This is a genomic window from Streptomyces sp. H39-S7 (genome assembly GCF_027158205.1).
Lineage (GTDB): Bacteria > Actinomycetota > Actinomycetes > Streptomycetales > Streptomycetaceae > Actinacidiphila.
Window position 1 is genome coordinate 74326 of record NZ_JAPVLU010000020.1, and the last position, 26969, is coordinate 101294.

A 26969-nucleotide genomic window follows, 5' to 3' on the forward strand; every position below is an offset into this window, starting at 1 on the left:
CAGCGGCTCCGGCCGGGCGAAAGGGCTTTCCGCGAAGAGCACTTGGACTTCCGGTGCGGTCCGGGAACGGCTTGCCGGCCGGCTCCCGAGCGTCGTGGATCATCCCGTGACATCGGTAAAACCGCCGCGTACTGTGTGCCCCGGCCGCGGCCGGGACTCGGGTAGAAGTCCGCGGCGAACGCTGCGACGGGGGAGGAACGGGGATGGTTTCCAGGGGCGTTGACCGGAGTGGGCGCGACGCCGGCACGGGCGCCGGGGAACGCGCGGACGGGGATGCCGGAGCCCGGTCGGAGGAACGGCTGGGCGCGCTGACCGACGCGGTCGGGACGTTCGACGGGCGCAGCGCGCGGCTGGCGCGCGTGGTCGCCGCGACCGGCGCCCGGCCGGCCGGCAGCCTCGGCCGGCTCGACGAGATCGGCTGGCAGGTCGCCGGGATCCTGCGGACCCACCGGGTCCGGCCGCTGCCGGTCGTGGTCTCGGTGCTGGCGGGCGACCACGGGGTGGCGGAGCACGGAGTCTCCGCCCACCGGCCGGAGTCCACCGCCCGGCTCTTCGCGGAGATCGTCGCGGGAAAGGCGCCGGTCTCCGCGCTCGCCGCCCGGGCGGGCGGCCGGGTCGAAGCCGCGGACCTGGGGATACGCACCGACACCGGCGACCACCGCTACAAGGTAGGCAACGGCACGGCGGACATCTCCCGCGCCGACGCGATGACGTTCGGACGGGCACTGGACGCGATCGAGGCCGGCGCCCGGTTCGCCCGCGAGGTCTTCCCCGCCGGGACCATGGCCGCCTGCGGCGAGATCGGCGTGGGCACCACGACGGCGGCCACCGCGCTGGCCGCCCGGCTGCTCGGGGCCGACCCGCGGGATCTGGCGGGCCGGGGCTCCGGCGTCGGCGAGGAGACCGTCGGGCTCAAGGCGCGGCTGGTGGCACAGGCGCTGGAGCGGACCTCCGGTCTCGGCGCCGATCCGGTCCGGCAACTGGCCGCGCTCGGCGGCTACGAACTGTGCGGCAACGTCGGCGCGATCCTGGCCGCCGCCGCCCGCGGCTGCCTCGTGGTGTGCTCGACGGCTGCATGACGGCGGTGTCCGCGCTGATCGCCTGCCGGCTCTGCCCCCAGGTCCGCGACTACCTGGTGGCCTCCCACGTCTCCACCGAGCCCGCCCACCGGCTGCTGCTGGACGAGCTCGGGCTGCGGCCGGTGCTCGACCTGGAGATGCGGCTCGGCATGGGGTCGGGTGCCGCGCTGGCGGCCGGCCCGGTCAACGCGCTGCTCGCGGTCACCGAACTGGCCCTCGCGTCCACCTCTCCACCTGCGGCTTCCCGTTCCGCGACGGTGCCGGCGGTGCCGGCGGTGCCGACGGTGCCCTCGGTGTCGTCTTCCGAGCCTTCAGAAAGCGAACGCATATGACGGTGCGGGGCGTCATCCTCGACCTGGACGGAACGCTGGTGGACTCCCGGGGCGTGCACGTGCGCTGCCTGCGCGCGGCCTGCCAGGACGTCGGACTGCCGCCGCCGAGCGCGGCGCGCATCGCGACCCGGTCGGCCGCGACCGATCTGGCGACCCTCGCCCGGCTCGTCGGCGAGCCGCTCGCGGAGCGGGCGATGGCGGCCTACAACGCGCACTTCCCGCTCGGACTCGCGGAGGCGCCCGCCCCGCCCCGGCCGGGCGCCGCCGAGGCGGTCGCGGCGCTGGCCGCGCTCGGCCTCGCGCTCGGGGTGTGCACCGGCCGCTCGCGGGCCACCGCGGCCCGACTGCTCACCGCCGCCGGCCTCGGCATCCCGCTCCTGGTCGCCCGCGAGGACGTGGACGAGCCCAAGCCGGCGGCCGAGGGGCTGCACCGGGCTCGCGGTCTGCTGGGGCTGTCCGCGGGCGAGGTGGTCTTCGCCGGGGACACCGCGCACGACGTCCGGCAGGGCGAGGCGGCGGGCATCACCACCTATCTGGTGGGCGGCGCGCCGGGCGCGGGACTGGCGTCGCTCGCCGAACTGCCCGCCCTGCTGACCGCGCCCGCTCCCGCGCCGGCCGCCGGGAGCGGACGGTGAACGACGCCAGAACCGTGTGGTTGGACTTCGCCGGCCTGCGCTCCGCGCAGGCTCCCCTGACGTGGGGTCAGCGGGTGATCTACGAGGCGGTGCGGAGCAGGACCGAGGCGCACGCCTACGACTACAACATCAGGTACTTCGTGGAGCTGGACGGCACGTCCCGCGCCGAGGACGTACTGGCCGCCTTGCAGCAGGTGGTCGCCGAGCACGAGAGCCTGCGCACGCTCTACCTCCCGGGCGTGGACGGCGGGCCGCCCCGGCAGTCGGTGCGGGGGGAGGGACGGCTGCCCGTCCGGATCGAGCGACTGGCGGCCGGCTCCGACCCCGAGGCCGAGACCGCGCGGCTGCACTCCCGTATGGCGGGCGGCGGCTTCGACCTGTCGCACGAGTGGGGGATCAGGACCACGCTGCTGCTGGCGCCCGGAGGGACGCCGTACCGCGTTCTCCTCTATCTCTCGCACGTCGCGCTGGACGGCTGGGCGCTGCGCACCCTGGAACAGGATCTGCGCGACCGGCTGGCCGGGCGGCCGCCCGGCGCGCGGCGCACCCAGCCGCTGGATCTGGCGGAGCAGGAGCGGTCCGAGCGGGGCCGGGCGGTGAACCGGCGCTCCGGCGCCTATGTGCGCAAGGTCCTCGACGGGATCCCGCGGTCCATGTTCGCGGGCGCCTCGGGCGACCCGGGAGCCGCGCACGGGCAGTTGCGCTCAGCCGCGCTGGACGCCGCCGCCCGGACGATCGCCCTGCGCTGCCAGGTGAGCGCGGCGACCGTCCACGTCGCGGCGTTCGCGACGCTCCTCGCCCGCCGCAACGGCACCACCCGCTGCGCCCTGAAGACGATCTTCGCCAATCGCGTCGGCGCGGACCGCCAGGGCATGGTGGCCCCGCTCGCCTCCGATGTGGTGCTCTGCCCGGAGGTCTCCGGCCCCACCTTCGACGACGTCGTCCGCGCCACCCACAAGGACACGCTGCGCGGGTACGCCAGGGCGCAGTACGACCCGGCGGAGCTCGACGGGCTGATCGCGGCGGCGGGCGGGGCCCGGGGACTGCGGCTGGACCTGTCCGTCCTGCACAACGACACCACCTCGCTCTTCGGCGCGCCCGAGCAGCCTCCACCGGCCGGCACGACAGCGGTGGGCGCGGACGACCGGTCCTTCTGCTGGGCGGCGCCGTTCGCCCTGCCCGCGCTGAAGCTCTACTACCAGGTGAGCGTCGACCCGGCCGATCCGCGCACGGTGCACGCACTGGTCGCGGACACCGCCCACCTGCCCCGGGACGACGTCCGCGGGCTGCTCCTGGACATGGAGACGCTGCTCACGGAGTCGGCCCGCCGCCCCGGGGTGCCGGCGGCGGCGCTGGACGGCCCCTTCCTCGTCCGGCCCCTGCCGAGGGGTGACGACTGGCTGCTGATCGACTCCTCGTGGGCCGATCTCGGCGCCATGCGCCGGGCCCTGCTCGGTCTCGGGACCGTGGCGGAGGGCGAGCTGCTCGTCGCCCGGGACGCCGACGGCGTGCCCCGGGTGACGGCCCGGGTGGTCCCGCGCGAGGAAGGCGGCCGCCCTGCCTGCGACCGCCCTGTCACCGTCCGGGAGGTGCGCCGCGCGTACGAGGCGGCGCTCTCCGTCCTGCCCGATGTCGTGCTCCCGCACTACTACCTCGTCGAAAGGCCCCAGATCCGTGTCGCGTCCCACTGACCGACCGACGGTCGGCGTCATCGTCCCCGCCATGAACTCCTCGGACTTCATCGACCAGGCCCTGGGCTCGGTGGCCATGCAGACCCGGCCCGTCGACCAGATCGTCGTCGTGGACGACTGCTCCGACGACGACACCGTGCGGCGCGTGGAGCGCTGGAGCGGGGTGCTGCCGCTGACACTGGTGCGCAACACCCGGCGGCTCGGCGTCTGGGGCGCCCGGGGGACCGGGATCGAGCGGCTCGGCACCGACCTGGTGTGCCAGCTCGACGGCGACGACGCCTTCCTCCCGCACCACGTCGAGGCGATGTGCGACGCCTACGACGCCTCCCCGGGGCTGATCAGCCCCCGCCCGCTGACCTGGACGGGCCGCGGGCCCTTCGTGCCCGGGACGTACACCAAGGGGCGGCTGCCACTGCCCGGCGACCAGCTCGTCCAGCTCCTGGCGCAGAACTACGTCGTGGTCGGCGCGCTGTACAGCAGGGCGCTGTACGACAAGGTCGGCGGCTTCCGGCAGATCGCCTACGGCGAGGAGTGGGACCTGTGGCTGCGGCTGGTCGCCGCGGGCGCGGTCGTCAGCAAGCCGGCGGACCCTTCGTACGTCTACCGCGTGCGGAGCTCCAGCTACGCCGGCGGCTTCGCGCGCAATGAGGCGGAGACCGAGGTGCTCGGCCGCTTCCTGGCCGAGACCGGGGACCCGCGGCTGCGGCGCGCGGTCAAGATCGCTCTGCTCCAGCGGACGGGCACGGACGGCCTGCCGGAGGCGCACGACCCGCTCGCGGCCGCCGGGGTGGACGCGGCGGTGCTGACCCGCGCGGGCCTCGGGCGCGATCACCTTGTGTACGTGCGGCGGGATCCGGATCTCGGCTGGGTGCTGTCCGGCCGGGACGAGGAGACGGGCGGGCCGGCGACGGCGGTGATCGCGGACGACGGCCGGCCGGTGCTGCGGATGACCGGTGGGCAGAACGACTGCGAGGTCACCTTCGTCGAGGACGAGCTGCTGCGCCGCGACACGTCTTCCCTCCGTGACGTCCTGAGGTGCTGAGGGGGCGCGGGCGACCTATGACGCATCGGGCTTTCCGTCGCAGAATGGTCTCAGCCCTTGACGGGACATCACCCTAAAGGCTCAGCTTAGGGTTCACATGTTGTAGACGACGGGGTCTCACTGGTGCGGCCTCGTCCGTTCGGGCGGCGGTTTCGTACCGCCTGCCGAGGCAGGAGTGGATGGTCGTGGAGACTCCGGGATCGCAGTCATCGCTGCACCGGGCCAACCTTGAGCGCGTGGTCCGCGCCGTGCGGTTGTCAGGCTCACTCACCCAGGCGGAGATCGCCCGGAGTACCGGGCTGTCCGCCGCCACGGTCTCCAATATCGTCCGGGAGCTGCGGGACAACGGAACGGTGCAGGTCACGCCTACCTCCTCAGGGGGAAGACGGGCCCGCAGCGTTGCGCTGTCCGGCGATGTCGGCATCGTCGTCGGCGTGGACTTCGGCCACTCCCACCTGCGGGTCGCGGTGGGGAACCTGGCGCACCAGGTGCTGGCCGAGCAGTCCGAGCCGATCGACGTGGACGCCTCCGCGTCCCAGGGCTTCGACCGGGCCGAGCAGCTGGTCGCCCAGCTGATCGAGTCGACCGGCATAGGGGTGGACAAGGTGCTCGGGGTCGGCCTCGGTGTCCCCGGGCCGATAGACGTGGAGTCGGGAGCGATCGGATCGACCGCGATCCTGCCCGGCTGGAGTGGTATCAACCCACGTCAGGAGCTGTCCGACCGGCTCGGCATGCCCGTGCAGGTGGACAACGACGCCAACCTCGGCGCGCTCGGCGAGCTGGTGTGGGGCGGCGGCCGCGGAGTGCGGGACCTGGCCTACATCAAGGTCGCCAGCGGCGTCGGCGCGGGCCTGGTGATAGACGGCCGGATCTACCGCGGCCCGGGCGGCACGGCGGGCGAGATCGGGCACATCACGCTGGACGAGTCGGGCCCGGTGTGCCGCTGCGGCAACCGCGGCTGCCTGGAGACCTTCACCGCCGCCCGCTACACCCTGGAGCTGCTGCGCAGCAGCCACGGCGCCGATCTCACGGTGCCGCGGATGGTGCAGTACGCCCGGGAGGGCGATCCCGGCTGCCGCCGGGTGATCGCGGACGTGGGGCGGCACATCGGCATGGGCGTGGCCAGTCTCTGCAACCTCCTCAACCCCAGCCGGGTCGTCCTCGGGGGCGATCTCGCGGAGGCCGGCGAGCTGGTGCTGGCGCCGATCCGGGAGTCCGTGGCGCGCTACGCCATTCCCAGCGCGGCCCGGCAGCTGTCGATCGTTCCCGGTGGGCTGGGCGCCCGCGCGGAAGTGCTCGGCGCGCTGGCCCTGGTGCTGAGCGAAATGGGTGATTCAACCCTTCTTGATGGGAATGCTCCTGCTGCGGTCCCGGCGCTTTCAGCGCAGCGACCTGCATAACCCTGAGTTCACACAGCTAACGAAACGCGCCGTTGCCATCTCGTTAAGTGTTTACTTATTGACGGCATGGCAACGGCGGAGTTGACTCACGTGAACCTCGGCCGCAGCGTTGCGGCCTCGTCAGGGAGGCAACTCAAAATGAACGCATTGATGCGTCGTGCCGTCATCGGCTCGCTTGCGGTAACGATGGCCCTTTCCGTGGCCGCCTGTGGCAAGGCCGGCGACGACAAGGCCGACAGCAGCAAGGACAAGTCCATCGGCCTGCTGCTGCCGGAGAACGCCACGACGCGGTACGAGAAGTTCGACCGCCCGCTGATCGAAGCGAAGATCAAGTCGCTCTGCTCCGACTGCAAGATCGAGTACGCGAACGCCGCCGGTGACCCGGCCAAGCAGGCGCAGCAGGTCAGCAGCATGATCACCAAGGGCGTCAAGGTCCTGATCCTGGACCCGCAGGACGCGGTCGGCATCAAGGCCTCCGTCCAGGCCGCCGTGGACAAGGGCATCAAGGTCGTGGCCTACGACCGCTTCGCCCAGGGTCCGGTCTCCGCCTACGTCTCGTACGACAACGAGAAGGTCGGCGAGCTGCAGGGCCAGGCGCTGCTCGACGCCATGGGCTCCAAGGCGACGCCGACTGCCAACGTTGTCATGATCAACGGTGACGACGCCGACCCGAACGCCGCCATGTTCAAGGCCGGTGCCCACAAGGCGCTCGACGGCAAGGTCAAGATCGCCTACGAGCAGAGCGGTCTGTGGAAGGACACCGTCGCGAACCAGAAGGTCACCGCGGCGATCACCCAGCTCGGTGCGAAGAACATCTCCGGTGTCTACTCCGCCAACGACGGCATGGCCGGCGGTATCGCCACCGCCCTCAAGGGCGCGGGCATCAACGTGCCGCTGACGGGTCAGGACGCCGAGCTCGCCGGTGTCCAGCGGATCCTGGCGGACCAGCAGAGCAGCACCGTCTACAAGGCCTTCAAGCCCGAGGCCGACGCGACCGCCGAGATCGCGGTCAAGCTGCTCAACGGTGAGGACATCAGCTCCATCGCGGACATCAAGGCGACCAGCGGTTCCGGTACCACCGTTCCCGCCAAGCTCCTCCCCGCCGTGTCGGTGACCAAGGCCAACATCAAGGACACGGTCGTCAAGGACCAGCTCTACACCGTGGCCCAGATCTGCACCGCCGACTACGCCGCCGCCTGCAAGGCTGCCGGCATCCAGTAAAACCCGGGGCCCATCGGGCCCTGGTCCCGCAATGCCTGTCCGGCGCCCCACCCACCATCCAAACCCCGCTGCGGGTGGGGCGCCGGGCGGAAACGCTTACGGGACAAGGGGTTCACCCCCCTCGCTCCACCTTGTCATCCTGTGCTTCTTGCACGTCCTACCGCGCCTCTCCCAGGGCGCGGCATCCCCGCCGGTCAGGCGGCGAAGGAGATGGTTCACGTGTCCGCTACGCCCGTGTTGGCGTTGCGCGGAGTCTCCAAGCGATTCGGTGCGGTGCAAGCCCTCACCGATGTCGAGCTGGAGGTCCATTCCGGTCAGGTCGTCGCGCTGGTCGGCGACAACGGTGCCGGTAAGTCCACTCTGGTCAAGACGATCGCCGGTGTGCACCCGATCGACGAAGGCGTCATCGAGTGGGAGGGCACGCCGGTCAGCATCGACCGGCCGCACGACGCCCAGGGCCTCGGCATCGCCACGGTCTATCAGGACCTCGCGCTGTGCGACAACCTCGATGTCGTCGGCAATCTGTACCTCGGCCGCGAACTGCGGCGCGGGCTCTCGCTCGACGAGGTGACGATGGAGCAGCGCGCCCGCGAGCTGCTCGACACCCTGTCGATCCGCATCCCGAGCGTCCGCATCCCGATCGCGAGTCTGTCCGGTGGCCAGCGGCAGGTCGTCGCGATCGCCCGCGCGCTGATCGGCGACCCGAAGGTCGTCATCCTCGACGAGCCCACCGCCGCCCTCGGCGTGGAGCAGACCGCTCAGGTCCTCGACCTGGTCGAGCGGCTGCGCGAGCGCGGTCTCGCCGTCATCCTCATCAGCCACAACATGGCCGATGTGCGCGCCGTGGCGGATACGGTGTCCGTCCTGCGCCTGGGCAAGAACAACGGTTCCTTCCCGGTGAAGGACACCAGTCCCGAAGAGATCATCGCCGCGATCACCGGCGCCACGGAGAATGCCGTGACCCGTCGTCAGGCGCGCAACACGGAGGCGGCAAAGTGAGCGACCTGTCCAAGACCAAGGACGACGCGCCCCCGGCCGACGACCCCACCGCGGCGGCGCTGCCGGTCGTCGACCCGCGACTGCTGGTCCGCGAAGAGGGCCTCAAGGGCTATCTGACCGAGTTCAAGCGCAAGGTGCGCGGCGGTGAGCTGGGCTCGCTGCCCGTCGTCGTCGGTCTGATCATCATCTGGTCCGTGTTCCAGTCCCAGGACAGCCTGTTCCTGAGCGCGGGCAACATGGCCAACATCAGCTACTTCATGTCCGCCACCGGCATGATCGCCATCGGCCTGGTCTTCGTGCTGCTGCTGGGTGAGATCGACCTGTCGGTCGCCTCGGTCAGCGGCCTGTCGGCCGCCGTCTTCGCCATCCTGGCGACGACACACGGCCTGAATCCCTGGCTGGCCATGTTCCTGGCCATCCTGACCGGTATCGCCATCGGCGCGCTGCAGGGCTATTTCTTCGCCAAGATCGGTGTGCCGGCCTTCGTGGTCACCCTCGCCGGCAACCTCGGCTGGAACGGCCTGATGCTGTGGCTGCTCGGCGACACCGGCAGCCTCTCGATCTCGGACGTCGGCCCGCTGCACCTGCTCGGACAGCGCTCCTTCTTCATGAACCAGGACGTCGCCGGCGCGTATGTGCTGGCGGCTGTCGGCACCCTCGCCCTGCTCGCCGGCTCGCTGGTCGAGCAGCGCCGCCGCCGCCAGGCCGGGGTCCCGTTCCGTCCGACCGGCGAGATCGCCGTTCGCGTCGGTGCGCTGGCCGTGGCGTCCTTCGTCTCCGCGTACGTGCTGAACCAGGCGTCGGGTGTGCCCAACGCCCTGGTGTTCTTCCTCGTGGCGCTCGTGATCACCGACTTCGTCCTGCGGCGCACCTCGTACGGCCGCAAGATCTTCGCCGTCGGTGGCAGCATCGAGGCCGCCCGCCGTGCCGGTATCAACGTGGCTCTGATCCGCATCTCGGTGTTCGCCATCGCCGGCGGCTTCGCGGCGGCCGGCGGTCTGTTCCTCGCCGCGCAGACCTACACCGCGACGCTGGCCGCCGGTGGCGGCAACCTCCTGATGCTGGCCATCGCGGCCGCGGTCATCGGTGGCACCAGCCTCTTCGGCGGCCGGGGCAACACCTGGTCCGCCCTGCTGGGCATGCTGGTCATCCAGTCGATCCAGACCGGTCTCGACCTGCTGAACATGAACACCTCGCTGCAGTACATGATCACCGGCTCCGTACTGCTCGCCGCCGTGGTCATCGACTCGCTGTCGCGCAAGACGCAGAAGGCCTCCGGCCGCGCGTAACGCTCCATCGCACACACCTCCGTATGACGGTGGTGTGGCGGCACCGGCCCGGTGCGGGGATGATCATCCCCGCACCGGGCATTTGCCTTGCCGGGTGGACCGCGGGTGACCAACGTCGCACGGGGCGCTCCACGGCGCCGCGCGCGGAACATTAGACTCGACGGATCGACCAGTTCGACTGCATAGGAGGCACGGGTGGCGCTGCTGACCCGTATCAAGGGACCGCGCGACCTCGACCGGCTCAGCCAGGAGCAGCTGGTGGAGCTGGCGGGCGAGATCCGTACCTTCCTCGTCGACGCGGTCTCCAAGACCGGCGGACACCTGGGCCCCAACCTCGGCGTGGTGGAACTGACCATCGCCCTGCACCGGGTCTTCGACTCACCGCGGGACAAGGTGCTCTTCGACACCGGGCACCAGTCCTACGTGCACAAGCTGCTCACCGGGCGGCAGGACTTCAGCCGGCTCAAGAGCAAGGGCGGCCTGTCCGGCTACCCCTCGCGCGCCGAGTCCGAGCACGACGTCATCGAGAACAGCCACGCCTCGACGGTGCTCGGCTGGGCCGACGGCCTGGCCAAGGCCAACGAGGTGCTCGGCAAGCAGGACCATGTGGTGGCCGTCATCGGTGACGGCGCGCTGACCGGCGGAATGGCCTGGGAGGCGCTGAACAACATCGCCGCCGCCCGGGACCGGCCGCTCGTCATCGTCGTCAACGACAACGAGCGCAGCTACGCGCCGACGATCGGCGGGCTCGCCGACCACCTGGCGACGCTGCGCACCACCGACGGGTACGAGCGCTTCCTGTCCCGCACCAAGGACCTGCTGGAGCGCACCCCGCTCATCGGGCAGCCGCTCTACGAGACGCTGCACGGCGCCAAGAAGGGCCTCAAGGACTTCATCGCCCCGCAGGGCATGTTCGAGGACCTGGGCCTGAAGTACGTCGGCCCGATCGACGGCCATGACGTGGAGGCGCTGGAGTCCGCGCTGCAGCGCGCCAAGCGCTTCGGCGGCCCGGTCATCGTGCACTGCCTCACCGAGAAGGGCCGCGGCTACCGCCCGGCCGAGCAGGACGAGGCGGACCGCTTCCACGGCATCGGGCCCATCCACCCGGACACCGGCCTGCCGATCGCCGCCTCCGGCGCCGACTGGACCTCGGTCTTCGGCGAGGAGATGGTCAAGCTCGGCCGCGAGCGCGAGGACATCGTCGCGATCACCGCCGCGATGCTCCAGCCGGTCGGCCTGGACAGGTTCGCGAAGGTCTTCCCGAACCGCGTCTACGACGTCGGCATCGCCGAGCAGCACGCCGCCACCTCGGCGGCGGGCCTGGCCACCGGCGGGCTGCACCCGGTCTTCGCCGTGTACGCCACGTTCCTGAACCGCGCGTTCGACCAGGTGCTGATGGACGTGGCGCTGCACAAGTGCGGGGTCACCTTCGTGCTGGACCGGGCCGGTGTCACCGGCACCGACGGCGCCTCGCACAACGGCATGTGGGACATGTCGATCCTCCAGGTCGTGCCCGGCCTGCGGATCGCCGCCCCGCGCGACGCCGATCAGGTCCGCGCGCAACTGCGCGAGGCCGTCGAGGTCGATGACGCGCCCACCGTCGTCCGGTACTCCAAGGGCGCGGTCGGCCCGGCGGTCAAGGCCGTCGGCCGGATCGGCGGCATGGACGTGCTCCGCAAGGTGCCGCAGGGCGAGCGCCCCGACGTCCTCCTGGTCTCGGTCGGCGCCCTCGCCCCGATGTGCCTGGAGATCGCCGATCTGCTCGACGCCCAGGGCATCACCACCACCGTCGTCGACCCGCGCTGGGTCAAGCCGGTGGACGCGGCGCTGCCCGGACTCGCGGCCGGACACCGCGTCGTGGTCACCGTCGAGGACAACTGCCGGGTCGGCGGGGTCGGCTCGGTGATCTCGCAGGCGCTGCGCGACGCGGACGTGGACGTGCCGCTGCGCGACTTCGGCATCCCGCAGCAGTTCCTGGACCACGCCTCCCGCAAGGAGGTCATGGCCGAGATCGGGCTGACCGCGCACGACATCGCCCGCCAGGTCACCGGCCTGGTGGCGACGATCGACGGCCGGTACGGCGAGAGCGTCGGATCGGCCGAGCCGGCGGCGGTCAGCGACTGACGCGTTCCGCGGAGCTGTTGTGTGAGGGGGTCCACCCATCCGGGTGGACCCCCTCACCCATTGGCGTAGGCATAGGCGCGCCTATTCGGGTGAAGCGAACCTGGGGGAGTGGAGTAGCCACTGCCGACGCTCCCCAACCTGTCGGCAGGACGAACAGGAGGCGCGCCGGTGAGTACGAGTACGCAGGACAACCCGCCGTCGTCGGGCAGGAATCCGGACGGGCTCTTCCGGACCAAGTCCGTCGAGCAGTCCATGCGGGACACCGAGGAGCCGGAACACCAGCTCAAAAGGTCGCTGTCGGCCCTGGACCTCACGGTCTTCGGGGTCGGCGTCATCATCGGCACCGGCATCTTCGTGCTCACCGGCACCGTGGCGAAGAACAACGCGGGGCCCGCGGTCGCCCTCGCTTTCGTCGCGGCCGCTGTGGTGTGCGGGCTCGCGGCCATCTGTTACGCCGAGCTGGCCTCCACGGTCCCGGTCGCCGGGTCCGCGTACACGTTCTCCTTCGCCACCCTCGGCGAGCTTCCGGCGTGGATCATCGGCTGGGACCTGGTGCTGGAGTTCGCGCTGGGCACGGCCGTGGTCGCGGTCGGCTGGTCCGGGTATGTACGGTCGCTGCTGGACAACGCGGGCTGGCACCTGCCGCAGTCCCTGTCCGGCACCAGCGACGAGACCGGGTTCGGCTTCGACCTGCTGGCGTTCCTCCTGGTGCTGCTGCTGACCGGGGTGCTCGTGCTCGGCATGAAGCTCTCCGCGCGGGTCACGACGGTCGTCGTCGCGATCAAGGTGTTCGTGGTGCTGCTGGTCATCGTCGCCGGCGCGTTCTTCATCGAGACCAAGAACTACACGCCCTTCATCCCGCCGGCGACGGGGTCCACCAAGGCGTCCGGTCTCGACTCCCCGCTCATCCAGGTGCTGTTCGGGTACGAGCCGACGAGCTTCGGCGTCCAGGGCATCTTCACCGCGGCGGCCGTCGTCTTCTTCGCCTTCATCGGCTTCGACATCGTGGCGACCGCGGCCGAGGAGACCAAGAACCCGCAGCGGGACATGCCGCGCGGCATCCTCGGCTCGCTCTTCATCTGCACGGCGCTGTACGTCGCCGTGTCGATCGTGGTCACCGGCATGCAGAAGTACACCGAGCTGTCGGTGGACGCGCCGCTCGCCGACGCCTTCAAGGCCACCGGACACCCCTGGTACGCGGGCGTCATCAGCTTCGGGGCCGCGGTCGGCCTCACCACGGTCTGCATGATCCTGCTGCTCGGCCAGACCCGGGTGTTCTTCGCGATGAGCCGCGACGGGCTCATTCCCCGGTTCTTCTCCCGGGTCCACCCGAAGTTCCGCACGCCGTACCGCTCGACGATCCTGCTGGGCGGGCTCATCGCCGTCATCGCGGGCTTCACCAGCATCTCGGAGCTGGCGGCGCTGGTGAACATCGGCACCCTCTTCGCCTTCGTCCTCGTCGCGATCGGCGTCATCATCCTGCGCCGGACCCGGCCGGACCTGCCGCGTTCCTTCCGTACCCCGTGGGTGCCCGTGCTGCCGATCCTCTCGGTGGCCGCCTCGCTGTGGCTGATGATCAATCTGCCGAGCGAGACCTGGGTGCGGTTCGGCGTGTGGATGGTGATCGGCGTCGTCGTCTACTTCCTCTACGGCCGCAGGCACAGCCGCATGAACAAGAGCGTCTGAACGGCGGTACGTTGTCAGGCGTGCCATCGGCCCCGAAGACGACCAGCAGCGCCCCCGCCGCCCTCCCCGTCCGGTACGAGGAGGGCGGCGGGGGCGCTCGCCGTCGGTGGCTCCGCTCGCAGGACCGCTACTGGCTGCGGCTGACGCCGGCGCTGGCCGTACTCGCCGCCCTCGTACGCCTTCCGTCGTTCCTGCGCCCGGTCTGGAACCCCGACGAGGGGTACCTCGCGGTCCAGGCCCGGATGCTCGCGCACGGCGGGGTCCTGTACGACACGGTCGTCGACCGCAAGCCGCCGCTGCTGCCCTGGCTCTACGAGGGGCTGTTCGCGGTCTTCGGCGACCAATCGCTGTGGCCGCCGCGGGCCGCCGCCGTCGTGGCGCAGCTCGCCGCCGCCCTGCTGCTCGCCTCCGTCGCCCGCCGCCGCTGGGACGACCGGGCGGGCGTCGCCGCGGGCGCCGGGTTCCTGCTGCTCTCCATCGGCCTGGCCCCCGAGGACACCCAGGCCGCCTCCTTCGGCGTGTTCATGGTGCCGTGGACCGTCCTGGCCTTCTGGGCGGCCGACCGCCGCCGCTGGGGCCTGGCGGGGCTGGCCGTCGCGGGCGCCGCGCTGACCAAGCAGACCGGCGGCGCGGTGCTGCTGCCCGTGCTGTGGATGCTGTGGAGCGCCCGGCGGAGCCCGGACCCGCGCACCTGGACCGCCGTCGTGCGGCTGCTCGCCGGCTGCGCCCTGCCGGTGGCGGCGGTCGCGGTCCTCACCGGGCCGTCCCGGTTCGTGTTCTGGACGGTCACCGGCTCCGGCTCCTACGCCTCGGCGTCCGGCGCCTGGGGCGTGGCGCTGGGGCGGGGCCTGGGGAACGCCGGGATCCTGGCCGCGGCGGGAGCGGCCTTCGTCGTCCCCGCGGTCCTCGCGGCGGCCCGCGGGACCCGCGCCGAACGGCTCACCGCCGACCTGTGGGTCTGGCTGGGCGCCTCGGCGCTCGGCGTCGTCTTCGGCTTCCAGTTCTACGGCCACTACTTCCTGCAGCTGATCCCGCCCCTGGTGCTCACCGGGGTGGGCGCGCTGCGCGCGGTGCCGCGCTGGTGGCCGGCGGCCACCGCCTGGACGGTACTCGCGAGCGCGGCATTCGCCGTCTGGGGCCTGACCGCGCCGCGGACCGAGCTGGACCACGCCGACGCGGTGGCCGCCGCCGTACGGGCCCGTACCGGGCCCGGGGACACCGTCCTGGTCTGGGGGATGCACCCCGAGCAGTACTGGCTCTCCGGCCGGGCCCCCGCGAGCCGCTATCTGACCGCCGGCTTCCTGACGAACTTCAGCGGCGGCCGCGGCGGCGCCCGGGTGGGGGAGCAGTACGCGGTTCCCGGCGCCTGGCGCGCCTTCACCGCGGAGGTGGCGCTGCGCCCGGCCGACCTGATCGTCGACGACTCGCGTGGAGCCCCGTACGCCCCGACCCTGACGCCGACCCTCCAGCGGATGCTGGACACTGGTTACCGTCCCGTGGACACCGTGGGCGGCGCGATCCTCTACGCCCGGGTCACGGCCCGCGGCCAGTGAGTGCCTTCACGTGGTCCGGGGCCTTCCCGCCAGGGCCCCCGGGCCGGTCGTGGCACGCCCCGGTGGTATACAGGCGACTTGGCAGAGCACGTTGATCGAGGTGGCGGTTTTTCATGACGGAGTCCAAGGGACTCAAGGACCGGAACGACACGGCGGACTCCGGGGCGACGCCCCGCAAGAGTCTTCTGCAGCGCGTGCGGCCGTATGCCGCGGGCCTTGTGGTGCTCGCGGTGGTGTTCGGGGCGTCCGCGGTGATCGGCGCGCACGTGCGCGGTGCGAAGGCGGACAAGGTGAAGCCGCCCGCGAACGCGGCGGGCCCTGACGGGCAGGCGAAGCTGGCGGTGCCGGTGCGGCCGAGCGTCCCGGTGACGCTGACCGTGTACGAGGACCTGCGCAGCCCGCAGTCCAAGGCGTTCGCCGAGGAGTACGCGGACACCTTCAAGAAGCTGCTGGCGACCGGGCAGGTGCAGATCCAGTACCGGCTGGTCACCCGTACCGACGAGCAGCTGGGCGGCCACGGTTCGCGGGCCGCCGCCAACGCGGCCGCGTGCGCCCAGGACCAGGGACGGTTCGAGCAGTTCGTGCAGCAGGTCTGGGACCGGCAGCCCGAACCGTCGGACGACGCGCTGAGCAACCAGAAGCTGCTGAAGGAGCTGTCCGAGAAGGCCGGGAAGATCGACGAGGGCAAGTTCGTCCCGTGCATGAAGGGCAATGACCACGAGGGCTGGGTCGCGAAGTCCGAGTCCGACTTCGCGGCAGGCGCCTACGGCGAGGTGCCCGTCGTCCAGATCAACGGCGAGACGGTGCCGGACGTCCAGACGTCGCTGACGCCGTCCAAGCTGCGCTCGCTGGTGGAGAAGGAGGCCAGGAAGGTCTCCGACGAGGCCGTCCCCTCCGGGCAGCCGAGCCTCGCGAGCTGAATCCGTTCCGCCCTCTCCGTGACCGGGCGCGTCCTCACCTGGCCCAGATGTATCCGACATTACGTCAGTTTTTTGGCGAAATCGGGTATTAAGGTCATATGACGCCCGGTCATGGAGGAGTGTGCGCATGTCCATACCGCTGTTCGACGACGTAGAACCGCTCTCCGGCTGCATCTGCGAGGAGTGCGCGCGACGGCGCCTCGCCGACTCGGTCGCGCGGGACGCCGGTTCCGGCGGCAGCGCCACCGCGGCCACCCGTGCGCTCGTGGTGGCGGCCGCCGCCGGCACGGCCGTCGGCTGTGCCGCGGGCACGGTCGCCGCGGCCACCGCCCCGAGCGCCGCCACCCATTCCGCGCTCGGCCACGCCCGCCTCGCGCCGGCCACCGCCCCACTGCGTCTGACGCGGGACCAGATCCTGGACCGGGCACAGCTCTGGGCCGACGCCCAGGTGCCCTACAGCATGTCCGCCCTGTGGCCGGACGGGTACCGCCAGGACTGCTCCGGCTTCATCTCCATGGCCTGGGGCCTCGGCACCAACGCGTGGACCGGCAGCCTGCCCGAGTACGCGACGCGGATCGAGCGGGACGCCCTGCTGCCCGGCGACATCCTGCTGTTCCACAACCAGGCCAATCCGGAGAAGGGCTCGCACGCCGTCATCTTCGGCGGCTGGGCCGATTCCGGCCGCACCCTGTACACCGCGATGGAGCAGACCCAGCCGCACACCCGGGTCCAGACGACGCCCATGGCCTACTGGACCAACTCCGACAAGTACGTGGCCTACCGGTACAAGTACCTGGTGTCCGGCACCGGCGGCTCCGGATCGGGGAGCCCCGGCACCCCGGACGGCACCGGCACGCCGGGGAGCGACGCCTATCCCGGCGCCCGCGCGTTCGGGCCCGGCGCGAACAACGCCGCCGTCACCCGGCTGGGCACCCTGCTCATCACCCGCGGCGCCAGGCCCTACTACATCGTCGGCGCGGGACCGCTCTGGGGCGAGGCCGACCGCAAGGCCACCAGCGCCTTCCAACGCGCCCAGGGCTGGTCCGGCGGTGACGCCGACGGCCTGCCGGGACCCACCACCTGGGAGTACCTGGTGGACGGCACCGGCAGGAACATCCCCGCCGGCGCCCCCGCGCCGCGGCCGGACACCGGCTCCACGGCACCCGGCTACCCGGGCGCCGCTTCCTTCCGCCCCGGAAAGTCCAACAACCACGTGCTGACGCTCGGGCGGCGCCTCGTCGCCAAGGGCTTCGGCAAGAGCTACCGCGTGGGCCCCGGCCGCACCTGGGGCGAGGCCGACCGCCGCGCCGTCGAGGCGTTCCAGCGTGCCCAGGGCTGGTCCGGGCGTGACGCGGACGGCTACCCCGGACCGGAGACCTGGAGGCGACTCTTCCTGTGACGACCCACACCCCCGCCGCGGACGCGGCCCTGGCCGCCACCACCGTCCTCCCCGTCATCCCTGCCGCCACCGTCACCGTCTCCGACCTCGTCGAGCGACCCGGCCGCTGCCTGCCGGGATGGACCGCGGCGCTGACCGCGGTGGTCGCGGCGGCCGCCGGCGGGTGGCTGCTGTGGCGGACGGGCGTGCTGCCCGAGCGGCTCGCCGGCCGCACCGTGCTGCCCCAGGCGCCGGCGCCCCGAGACCTGACCGGTCTGTGGGGCGCGGTGCTGCTGCTCGGCGCGCTGACCGCGTTCGCCGCGGGCGGCCTCACCCGGGGCCGTCCCGGCAACGTCTGGGTGCTGACCCGGCACGGTGCCTACCAGGGCAGCATCCGGGACACCGGCCTGCTGTGGATCAGTCCGCTGCTCGGCCGCCGCCGGATGGACGTCAGCCTGCGGCACTGGCGCAGCCGCGCCATCGAGACGGTCGACGCGGACGGCACCCCGCTGCACGCCGGCGTCCTGATCGTCTGGCGGGTCCGTGACACCGCACGGGCCGCCTTCGCCATCGACGACCACGCGCGCTACCTGCGCGAACAGGTGGAGTGCGCGGTCGCCCGCGCCGTCTCCCAACTGCCCGTCGACGACTTCCGCGGTTCCGGACCGACCCTGCGCGACTCCGAGCGCCTCGGCGACCAGCTCACCCGGCTGCTCGCCGCCGACATGCGCCCGGTCGGCGTCGAGGTCTTCTCGGCGCAGCCCGTACGCCTGGAGTACGCGCCCGAGGTGGCCGGCGCGATGCGGCGGGCGCAGGTCACCGCGCTCGACGCCAGGCACCGCCGGGCGGTGCTCGACGACGTGCTCGCCGCGGTCGCCGAGACGGTGCGCGGTCTGACCGACCGCGGGCTGGTCCAACTCGACGACTACGAGCGGAAGGCGCTGGTCCGGGACCTGACGGTGGCCTTCTACACCGCCCGCGGCCCGGCGACGGAGCCGCCCAGGAAGTAGCCGGACACGCCGCCGGCCGGGCCCCGACCACTGCGGTCAGGACCCGGCCGGCGGCCGTCACTTCACGGTGCTACGCGGGGACGCTCGCGACGCCCGGAGCGAGGAACGGCTTGCCGTTCACACGCTGCGAGACACCCTCGCGGTCCAGGTACGGGGTGATCCCGCCCAGGTGGAAGGGCCAGCCGGCGCCGGTGATCAGGCACAGGTCGATGTCCTGCGCCTCGGCGACGACACCCTCGTCGAGCATGAGGCCGATCTCCCGCGCCACGGCGTCCAGCACCCGGGCGCGGACCTGCTCCTCGGTGAGCACCGAGTCGCCCTGCACCAGCAGCGCGGCGACCTCGGGGTCCAGCTCCGGCTTGCCGGAATCGTAGACGTAGAAGCCGCGCTTGCCGGCCTTGACCACCGCGGCCAGGTTCTGCGAGACGGTGAACCGGTCGGGGAACGCCCGGTTGAGGGTCTCGGAGACGTGCAGCCCGATCGCCGGGCCGACCAGCTCAAGGAGCACCAGCGGCGACATCGGCAGGCCGAGCGGGTCGATGCCCTTCTCGGCGACCGCGACCGGGGTGCCCTCGTCGATGATGTTCTGGATCTCGCCCATGAAGCGGGTCAGGATCCGGTTCACCACGAACGCCGGGGCGTCCTTGCAGAGCACGGCGGTCTTCTTGAGCTTGCGCGCCACACCGAAAGCGGTGGCCAGCGACGCGTCGTCCGTCGCCTCGCCGCGCACGATCTCCAGCAGCGGGAGGATCGCGACCGGGTTGAAGAAGTGGAAGCCGACGACCCGCTCGGGGTTCTTCAGCTTCGACGCCATCTCGGTGACGGACAGCGAGGAGGTGTTGGTGGCGAGGATCGCGTGCGCCGGGGCGACCGCCTCGACCTCCGCGAACACCTGCTGCTTGACGCCCATCTCCTCGAACACGGCCTCGATGATGAAGTCCGCGTCACCGAAACCGGCGGCCTTGTCGAGCGAACCGGTCACCAGCGCCTTGAGGCGGTTGGCCTGGTCCTGCTTGATGCGGCGCTTGCCGAGCAGCTTGTCGATCTCACCGTGGACGTAGCCCACGCCCTTGTCGATGCGCTCCTGGTCGATGTCGGTCAGCACGACCGGCACTTCCAGGCGGCGGGCGAACAGCAGCGCCAGCTGCGAGGCCATCAGGCCCGCGCCGACGACGCCGACCTTGGTGACCGGGCGGGCGAGGTTCTTGTCCGGTGCCCCGGCCGGGCGCTTGGCACGCTTCTGCACCAGGTTGAAGGCGTAGATGCCGCTGCGCAGCTCGCCGCCCATGATGAGGTCCGCCAGCGCGGTGTCCTCGGCGTCGAAGCCCGCCTGGAGGTCGCCGTCCTTGGCGTTGGCGATGATCTCCAGCGCGCGGTAGGCGGCCGGGGCCGCGCCGTGCACCTTGGAGTCGGCGATGCCCTTGCCGCGCTCGACGGCCTGGTCCCAGGCCGTACCGCGGTCGATCTCGGGGCGCTCCACCACGATCTCGCCGCGCAGTACGGCGGCGGTCCACGCGAGGGACTGCTCCAGGAAGTCCGCACCCTCGAACAGCGCGTCGGCGATGCCGAGTTCGAAGACCTGCGCGCCCTTGAGCTGGCGGTTCTGGTTCAGCGAGTTCTCGATGACGACGGTCACCGCGCGGTCCGCGCCGATCAGGTTCGGCAGCAGGGTGCAGCCGCCCCAGCCGGGGACGAGACCGAGGAAGACCTCGGGCAGCGAGAACGCCGGCAGCGCCGCGGAGACGGTGCGGTAGGCGCAGTGCAGACCCACCTCGACACCGCCGCCCATCGCCGCGCCGTTGTAGTAGGCGAAGGTCGGGACCGCGAGGTGCGCGAGCCGCTTGAAGACCTCGTGGCCGCCCTTGCCGATGGCGAGCGCGTCCTCGTGGCGTCCCAGCAGCTCGACGCCCTTGAGGTCGGCGCCGACCGCGAAGATGAACGGCTTGCCGGTGATGCCGATGCCGGTGATGGTGCCCTCGGCGGCCTCGGCCTCGACCTGGTTGATCGCCGCGTCGAGGTTGGCCAGCGACTGCGGGCCGAAGGTGGTGGGCTTGGTGTGGTCCAGCCCGTTGTCCAGCGTGATGAGCGCGAAGCGTCCGGCGCCCGGGAGGTCGAGGTGGCGCACGTGTGCGCTCGTCACGACCTCGTCGGGGAACAGCTCGGCCGCACCCTTCAAAAGCTCGGCGGTGGATGTCACTTGCTGCCTCCGTCGAAGTGCGGGTTCTCCCAGATGACCGTTCCGCCCATGCCGAAGCCGACGCACATGGTCGTCAGGCCGTAGCGGACGTGCGGCTGCTCCTCGAACTGGCGGGCCAGCTGCGTCATCAGCCGGACGCCGGAGGAGGCCAGCGGGTGGCCGAACGCGATCGCGCCGCCGTACTGGTTGACACGCGGGTCGTCGTCCGCGATGCCGAAGTGGTCGAGGAAGGCGAGCACCTGCACGGCGAACGCCTCGTTGGCCTCGAAGAGGCCGATGTCGTCGATGGTCAGACCAGCCTGCGCCAGCGCCTTCTCGGTCGCCGGGACCGGGCCGATGCCCATGACCTCCGGCTCGACACCGACGAAGGAGTACGAGACCAGACGCATCCGGACCGGCAGGCCCAGCTCGATGGCGACGTCCTCGGCGGCGATCAGCGACGCGGTCGCGCCGTCGTTCAGGCCCGCCGCGTTACCCGCGGTGACCCGGCCGTGGGCGCGGAACGGCGTCTTGAGGCCGGCCAGGTTCTCCAGGGTGGTGCCGGGGCGCATCGGCTCGTCCGAGGTCGCCAGACCCCAGCCGGTCTCGCCGGCCTCGGGGTTGCTGTTGCGCACGGAGACCGGGACCAGGTCCTGCTGGATCTTGCCGTTGGCGTAGGCCTTGGCGGCCTTCTCCTGGCTGCGCACGGCGTACTCGTCGACGCGCTGCTTGGTGATGGCCGGGTAGCGGTCGTGCAGGTTCTCCGCGGTCATGCCCATGAACAGGGCGGACTCGTCGACCAGCTTCTCCGAGACGAAGCGCGGGTTCGGGTCCACGCCCTCACCCATCGGGTGGCGGCCCATGTGCTCGACACCGCCGGCCACGGCGACGTCGTACGCGCCGAAGGCGATGCCGCCGGCGACCGCGGTCACGGCGGTCATCGCGCCGGCACACATGCGGTCGATCGAGTACCCGGGGACCGTGACCGGCAGGCCGGCCAGGATGCCGGCGGTGCGGCCGAGGGTCAGGCCCTGGTCGCCGATCTGCGTGGTGGCGGCGAGAGCCACCTCGTCGATCCGCTCGGCGGGCAGCTCCGGGTTGCGCCGCAGCAGCTCCCGGATGCACTTGATCACGAGATCGTCGGCACGGGTCTCGTGGTAGATGCCCTTCGGGCCCGCCTTGCCGAACGGGGTGCGGACGCCGTCGACAAAGACGACGTCCCTAGCGGTACGAGGCACGTTGGCTCTCCTCCAGATGCGGATTCGCTGCCACTGGGCGCGAGGCTGCGGCTACGCCCATCATGCTACTAGCCGGTAACCAGCGGGGACAGTCCTCCCGCCCGGAGCGGCGAACGTCACACAGGACGAGGCCGCTCCCGGCCGGGATTCCCGGGCTGCGGACCTACGGCGCGGGGGCCTCGGGCGCTGCCGGCGGCTGGGCGGCGAGGGCCGCGGTGAGGATCGGCGCGGTCAGTCCGACCTGCCAGGCGCGGGCTCCGTGGCCGGTCAGCACCGCCGCGACCTCTTCGTCGGTGGCCTCGGCCGGCGGGTCCCAGCACAGCCGGCGCACGGTGTCCGGGGTGATCAGGTTCTCCTGCGGCAGGTTCAGCTCCTCGGCGAGCTTGCTCACCGCGGCCCGCGCGGCGGACAGCCGGGCCGCGGCCACCGGGTCCTTGTCGGCCCAGGCGCGCGGCGGCGGGGGACCGACGTAGGCCGGCCCCGGCTGCGGCAGCTCCCGCTCCGGCAGGGCGCGGGCCCGGTCGATCGCGGCCTGCCACTGCTCGAGCTGGCGGCGGCCCATCCGGTGCCCGAAGCCGGGCAGCGTCGCGAGCGCCGTCACGTTCGGCGGGCCCTCCAGGGCGGCGGCGACGATCGCGGCGTCGGTGAGGATCCGGCCCGGCGAGATGTCCCGCTCCTGGGCGGACTGGTCGCGGGCGATCCACAGCTCGCGCACCACGCCGATCTGCCGGCGGCGGCGCACCTTGTGCATGCCCGACGTGCGCCGCCACGGGTCGACGCGGGGCGCGGGCGGGGGGGCCGCCGCGATGGCCGAGAACTCCTCCAGCGCCCAGTCGAGCTTGCCCTGCTCGCGCAGCTCCTCCTCGAGCGCGTCGCGCAGGTCGACCAGCAGCTCGACGTCGAGCGCGGCGTAGCGCAGCCAGGGCTCGGGGAGCGGACGGGTGGACCAGTCGACGGCCGAGTGGCCCTTCTCCAGGGCGAAGCCCAGGACGTTCTCGACCATGGCGCCGAGTCCGACCCGGGGGAAGCCCGCGAGACGGCCGGCCAGCTCGGTGTCGAACAGGCTCTTGGGCCGCATGCCGATCTCGCCGAGGCACGGAAGGTCCTGGGTGGCGGCGTGCAGCACCCATTCGGCATCGGTGAGGGCAGCCCCCAGGGTGGAAAGGTCGGGGCAGCCGACCGGGTCGATCAGCGCGGTCCCGGCTCCCGCGCGGCGCAGCTGGACCAGGTAGGCCCGCTGTCCGTAGCGGTATCCGGACGCGCGCTCGGCATCCACGGCGACCGGACCGGAGCCCGCGGCGAATGCCGCGACGATGTCTGCGAGGGCCTCCGGGCTGGCGGTCACCGGCGGGATTCCCTCGCGCGGGTCCAGCAGCGGGACCGGCGCCGGGGCAGCCTCTGTTGCGGTCTCTCGGGCGTCGGTCACTGTCCAAGAGTATCCGTGTATGGCGAACGCCCGTCGACGGAACGTTCCGTCGACGGGCGCAGCGGCCATGCGGGGGTGCGGTGGGGTTAGTGGATGATGCCCGTGCGAAGGGCCACGGCGACCATTCCGGCGCGGTCGCCGGTGCCGAGCTTGCGGGCGATACGGGCCAGGTGGCTCTTCACGGTGAGCGCGGACAGGCCCATCGAGACGCCGATCGCCTTGTTCGACTGGCCTTCGGCGACCAGCCGCAGCACCTCGACCTCACGGCCGGAGAGCTCGCGGTAGCCGCCGGGGTGACCGGGCGTGCCCGGTGGGCGGCGCTGCATGCGGGCGCCGGCCGAGCCGACCGGCGCGGTGCCGGGGCGGCCCGGCATGCCGCCGAGGTTGTTGCGGGTGCCGGTGACGACGTATCCCTTGACGCCGCCCGCGAGTGCGTTGCGGACGGCGCCGATGTCATCGGCGGCGGAGAGCGCGAGGCCGTTCGGCCAGCCGGCCGCGCGGGTCTCGGCAAGAAGGGTGAGGCCGGAACCGTCAGGGAGGTGGACATCGGCTACGCAGATGTCACGGGGGCTGCTGACCCGGGGTCGCGCCTCGGCGATGGACGAGGCTTCGATCACATCGCGCACACCGAGCGCCCACAGGTGCCGGGTGACGGTGGATCGGACGCGGGGGTCGGCGACGACGACCATGGCCGTCGGCTTGTTCGGACGGTAGGCGACCAGGCTCGTGGGCTGCTCGAGAAGAACTGACACCGGGCCTCCTGTGGCGAAAGCGGGGGACTGAGAGGGTCACCCACTCCTTCGGCAGCAATTGCCCCGGCCTTTAGGGAATGATCACGATTTGTTGAGTAACAATTCCGACAAATCGGACGCTCGATCGAACAAGATCATGCCGAGCGCCCGCCGGGTACGCAGCGGAACACCACGGAAGTGCCGCCGAAACCCGAAAACCGGAGGGACGGTCAGCCGCGGCGCTTGGGCATCGGCACGACGCCGCCCGGCAGGTCGTGCGACTCGTGGCCCTCGGTGGGCGGCAGCCCCGCGCACGCGCAGAGCAGATCGCACCAGGCCGCCAGGTGGTCCGCGACGCCGGGGATCCCGTCCGTGACCTCGGTGGGCGTCCAGGACGCCCGGATCTCGATCGCCGTCGTGTCCGGCCGCTCCGCGATCCCGCCGAAGTAGTGCGAGGAACTGCGCGAGACCGTTCCGCTGGGCTCGATGTACTCCGCGCCCCGCGCCTCCAGGGCGCCGGTCAGCCAGGACCAGCTGACCTCGGGCAGCAGCGGGTCCACCGCCATCTCCTGCTCCAGATCGGCGCGGACCAGCGTGACCAGCCGGAACGTGCCGTTCCAGGCCTCATGGCCGTCGGGTTCGTGGAGCAGGATGAGCCGGCCGTCCGCCAGCTCCTCGCCGTCCACCACGACCGCCGCCTCCAGCGCGTACGCGTACGCCGCGAGACGCTTGGGCGGAGCTGTCGTGTCGATCTCCACTTCGGGCCGTACCCGTGCGGAACTCAACGCGTCGACCGCGCGCTGGAAGGGGAGAGGTGCGCCGTCCCCGTCCGCAAGGTGCCCGTGAACCGCTGCCATGCCCGGAAGACTAGGCCGCCCGCGGCCTCCACGGGTGGAGCAACACCCGTGCGCGTGGGACGCATCCCGGCGCGTGCGAAGATTCGGGGCGTGAGTGCGCACCAGCAGACCGCTGCTTCCCCGTTCATCCGCGCCTGTCGGCGTCAGTCCGTGCCGCACACCCCGGTGTGGTTCATGCGGCAGGCCGGCCGATCGCTGCCCGAGTACCTCAAGCTCCGTGAGGGCACCGCCATGCTGGAGTCCTGCATGCGGCCCGACATGGTCACCGAGATCACGCTGCAGCCGGTGCGCCGCCACAAGGTCGACGCGGCCATCTACTTCAGCGACATCGTCGTCCCCCTCAAGGCCATCGGCCTCGACCTCGACATCAAGCCCGGCGTCGGCCCGGTCGTCGAGCAGCCGATCCGCACCCGCGCAGACCTCGACCGGCTGCGGGCGCTGGAGCCGGACGACGTCCCCTACGTGACCGAGGCCATCGGGATGCTCACCGGCGAGCTGGGCGAGACCCCGCTCATCGGGTTCGCGGGCGCGCCCTTCACCCTCGCCAGCTACCTCGTCGAGGGCGGCCCGTCCCGCAACCACGAGCGCACCAAGGCGCTCATGTACGGCGACCCCGAGCTGTGGAGCGACCTGCTGGACCGGCTCGCCGACATCACCGCCGCGTTCCTCAAGGTGCAGATCGAGGCGGGCGCCAGCGCCGTCCAGCTCTTCGACTCCTGGGTCGGCGCGCTGTCGCCCGACGACTACCGGCGCTACGTCATGCCGTCCTCGGTGAAGGTCTTCGAGGCCGTCGCCGGCTACGGCGTGCCGCGGATCCACTTCGGGGTCGGCACCGGTGAGCTGCTCGGACTGATGGGCGAGGCCGGCGCCGACGTCGTCGGCGCCGACTGGCGCGTCCCGCTCGACGAGGCGGCCCGCCGGGTCGGCCCCGGCAAGGCGCTCCAGGGGAACCTCGACCCGGCGGTGCTCTTCGCCCCGACGTCCGCGGTCGAGACGAAGACCCGCGAGGTGCTGGACGCGGCGACCGGTCTGCCCGGCCACATCTTCAACCTCGGCCACGGCGTCCTCCCCACCACCGACCCCGACGCCCTCACCCGCCTCGTCGACTTCGTCCACCGCTCCACCGAGGTCTGACCGGGCCTGCTACTCCTCCTCCGCGCCCTCCTCCGCCCGCGCCACGCGCGGTGCGGGGAGGAGCCGGCGGCGGACGGTGACGAAGACGAACCAGCCGGCGAGGCCCACGGCCGCGAACGGCAGCGCCACCGAGAGCACGACCAGGATTCCGCGCAGCGTCACGTAGAAGGCGTGCCAGCCGGTGCCCAGCGCGTTCCCGACCGTCTCCCAGAAACCGTCGTCCTTCGCGGGCGGCGGCGCGGCGGCGGGGTGTTCCGGCGCGGACAGCACCAGCGTGATCGTCGCCAGGTTCGTGCGCTCCTTGAGTGAGGCCTGCTGCGCCTGCAACGCCTCCAAGTTGGCTTCCCGAGTGCTGAGTTCGCCCTCAAGGGTGACCACGTCACTCAGTTGCGTGGTCCGGCTCATCAGCTCCCGCACCCGCGCGAGGCTCGCCTGCTGCGACCGGATGCGGCTCTCCACGTCCACCACCTGGCTGGTGACGTCCTCCGTGGAGACCTTGCGTTCGAGCAGCCTGCCCAGGCCCGCGAGATCGTTCAGTACCTTGTCGTAGCTCTCCGGGGGCACCCGCAGGGTGATGCTGGAGTGCTCCAGGCCCTCGCTGTCGCGGGTGGTGTTCTCGTTGCCGACGTACCCGCCCGCGCCGGTGACCGTGGTCCGTGCCGACGCGAGGGCGGCGGCGACGCCGTCCTTCGCCTCGACGCTCAGCGTCGCGGTGCGCACCACGTAGCTCGGGGACGGCGCCGGGGTCCTGGTGGTGGCGCCCTTCGCGGCGCCCGGGGCCGCGGCCGCGGACGGCGCGTCCGCCTGCTGCGGGGCGGCGGCGGCCTTGTCCGCCTTGCTGTCCGTGGCCGACGTGCCCGACGCGCTGCAGCCCGCGACGGTGAGTGCGGCGGTGAGTGCGGCGGCGGCGAGGGCCGCACCCGGTCTGCGGCGTTTGCTGATCAGCTGGCGCATCGAACTCCCCCAGAGGTCGTTCACCGGCGTGGAACCGGTCCTGGTCCTACGACGTGCGGGGGCGGGACCGGGTTTCGGGTCCGAGATCCCGAAG

At 72.0% G+C, this 26969-nt stretch carries 22 protein-coding genes; 16 read left to right on the forward strand and 6 right to left on the reverse strand.

All coding sequences use genetic code 11. The features are described 5' to 3' along the window. Positions 1-203 precede the first annotated feature (203 nt). The 15 genes from O3X23_RS20730 (at position 204) to O3X23_RS20800 (ending at position 18359) form a co-directional block, all read left to right on the forward strand. Positions 204-1079: a nicotinate-nucleotide--dimethylbenzimidazole phosphoribosyltransferase gene (locus O3X23_RS20730; protein ID WP_269272940.1), complete on the forward strand. Its 876-nt coding sequence runs from the start codon at positions 204-206 to the stop codon at positions 1077-1079. Further along, positions 1076-1411, forward strand: a complete 336-nt coding sequence (locus O3X23_RS20735; protein WP_269272941.1) for a nicotinate-nucleotide--dimethylbenzimidazole phosphoribosyltransferase — start codon at positions 1076-1078, stop codon at positions 1409-1411. Before O3X23_RS20730 ends, O3X23_RS20735 begins: the two co-directional genes overlap by 4 nt. Beyond that, entirely contained in the window at positions 1408-2046 is a 639-nt protein-coding gene (locus tag O3X23_RS20740) for an HAD family hydrolase (RefSeq protein ID WP_269272942.1), read from the forward strand. Before O3X23_RS20735 ends, O3X23_RS20740 begins: the two co-directional genes overlap by 4 nt. Beyond that, the gene (locus O3X23_RS20745; RefSeq protein ID WP_269272943.1) at positions 2043-3737 is read left to right on the forward strand and encodes a condensation domain-containing protein; all 1695 of its coding nucleotides are present in this window, start codon (positions 2043-2045) and stop codon (positions 3735-3737) included. The genes O3X23_RS20740 and O3X23_RS20745 overlap by 4 nt, the downstream gene beginning before the upstream one ends. Next, a complete protein-coding gene (locus O3X23_RS20750; RefSeq protein ID WP_269272944.1) occupies positions 3676-4779 on the forward strand; it encodes a glycosyltransferase family 2 protein in 1104 nt (367 codons plus the stop codon). Before O3X23_RS20745 ends, O3X23_RS20750 begins: the two co-directional genes overlap by 62 nt. A gap of 185 nt (positions 4780-4964) precedes the next feature. Further along, the gene (locus O3X23_RS20755) at positions 4965-6179 is read left to right on the forward strand and encodes an ROK family transcriptional regulator (protein ID WP_269272945.1); all 1215 of its coding nucleotides are present in this window, start codon (positions 4965-4967) and stop codon (positions 6177-6179) included. 138 nt (positions 6180-6317) lie between these two features. Continuing rightward, a complete protein-coding gene (locus O3X23_RS20760) occupies positions 6318-7400 on the forward strand; it encodes a sugar ABC transporter substrate-binding protein (RefSeq protein WP_269272946.1) in 1083 nt (360 codons plus the stop codon). A gap of 210 nt (positions 7401-7610) precedes the next feature. Then, on the forward strand, positions 7611-8399 hold the full coding sequence (locus O3X23_RS20765; RefSeq protein ID WP_269272947.1) for an ATP-binding cassette domain-containing protein: 789 nt from the start codon (positions 7611-7613) through the stop codon (positions 8397-8399). Next, positions 8396-9688 carry a sugar ABC transporter permease gene (locus tag O3X23_RS20770; protein WP_269272948.1) on the forward strand — a complete coding sequence of 431 codons (1293 nt, stop codon included), beginning with the start codon at positions 8396-8398 and terminating at the stop codon, positions 9686-9688. Before O3X23_RS20765 ends, O3X23_RS20770 begins: the two co-directional genes overlap by 4 nt. A gap of 195 nt (positions 9689-9883) precedes the next feature. Next, positions 9884-11812, forward strand: coding sequence for a 1-deoxy-D-xylulose-5-phosphate synthase (gene dxs, locus O3X23_RS20775; protein ID WP_269272949.1), 1929 nt, complete (start codon positions 9884-9886; stop codon positions 11810-11812). Positions 11813-12064: 252 nt separating this feature from the next. Next, entirely contained in the window at positions 12065-13498 is a 1434-nt protein-coding gene (locus O3X23_RS20780) for an amino acid permease (protein WP_269273007.1), read from the forward strand. A 20-nt stretch (positions 13499-13518) separates the two neighbouring features. Continuing rightward, positions 13519-15051: a glycosyltransferase family 39 protein gene (locus tag O3X23_RS20785; RefSeq protein ID WP_269272951.1), complete on the forward strand. Its 1533-nt coding sequence runs from the start codon at positions 13519-13521 to the stop codon at positions 15049-15051. A 113-nt stretch (positions 15052-15164) separates the two neighbouring features. Then, the gene (locus O3X23_RS20790; RefSeq protein ID WP_269272952.1) at positions 15165-15971 is read left to right on the forward strand and encodes a DsbA family protein; all 807 of its coding nucleotides are present in this window, start codon (positions 15165-15167) and stop codon (positions 15969-15971) included. A 127-nt stretch (positions 15972-16098) separates the two neighbouring features. Further along, entirely contained in the window at positions 16099-17370 is a 1272-nt protein-coding gene (locus O3X23_RS20795) for a peptidoglycan-binding protein (RefSeq protein WP_269272953.1), read from the forward strand. Continuing rightward, positions 17367-18359 (forward strand): SPFH domain-containing protein, encoded by a 993-nt coding sequence (locus O3X23_RS20800; protein ID WP_269272954.1) that lies wholly within the window; start codon positions 17367-17369, stop codon positions 18357-18359. The genes O3X23_RS20795 and O3X23_RS20800 overlap by 4 nt, the downstream gene beginning before the upstream one ends. A 70-nt stretch (positions 18360-18429) precedes the next feature. Here the strand turns inward: O3X23_RS20800 and O3X23_RS20805 are convergent, their stop codons facing one another. From O3X23_RS20805 to O3X23_RS20825, 5 genes are all read right to left on the reverse strand, one after another. Beyond that, the gene (locus O3X23_RS20805; RefSeq protein WP_269272955.1) at positions 18430-20556 is read right to left on the reverse strand and encodes a 3-hydroxyacyl-CoA dehydrogenase NAD-binding domain-containing protein; all 2127 of its coding nucleotides are present in this window, start codon (positions 20554-20556) and stop codon (positions 18430-18432) included. Further along, a complete protein-coding gene (locus O3X23_RS20810; RefSeq protein ID WP_269272956.1) occupies positions 20553-21773 on the reverse strand; it encodes a thiolase family protein in 1221 nt (406 codons plus the stop codon). Before O3X23_RS20810 ends, O3X23_RS20805 begins: the two co-directional genes overlap by 4 nt. 163 nt (positions 21774-21936) lie before the next feature. Beyond that, positions 21937-23199 (reverse strand): ribonuclease D, encoded by a 1263-nt coding sequence (locus O3X23_RS20815; protein ID WP_269272957.1) that lies wholly within the window; start codon positions 23197-23199, stop codon positions 21937-21939. 86 nt (positions 23200-23285) lie between these two features. After that, positions 23286-23951, reverse strand: a complete 666-nt coding sequence (locus O3X23_RS20820; protein WP_269272958.1) for a response regulator transcription factor — start codon at positions 23949-23951, stop codon at positions 23286-23288. A 209-nt stretch (positions 23952-24160) separates the two neighbouring features. Beyond that, on the reverse strand, positions 24161-24787 hold the full coding sequence (locus O3X23_RS20825) for a DUF3000 domain-containing protein (RefSeq protein WP_269272959.1): 627 nt from the start codon (positions 24785-24787) through the stop codon (positions 24161-24163). 90 nt (positions 24788-24877) lie between these two features. On the opposite strand from O3X23_RS20825, the gene hemE reads away from it, so the two are divergent. Then, the gene (hemE, locus tag O3X23_RS20830; protein WP_443047916.1) at positions 24878-25921 is read left to right on the forward strand and encodes a uroporphyrinogen decarboxylase; all 1044 of its coding nucleotides are present in this window, start codon (positions 24878-24880) and stop codon (positions 25919-25921) included. A gap of 9 nt (positions 25922-25930) precedes the next feature. Here the strand turns inward: hemE and O3X23_RS20835 are convergent, their stop codons facing one another. After that, a complete protein-coding gene (locus O3X23_RS20835) occupies positions 25931-26875 on the reverse strand; it encodes a DUF4349 domain-containing protein (RefSeq protein WP_269272960.1) in 945 nt (314 codons plus the stop codon). Positions 26876-26969: the final 94 nt, after the last annotated feature.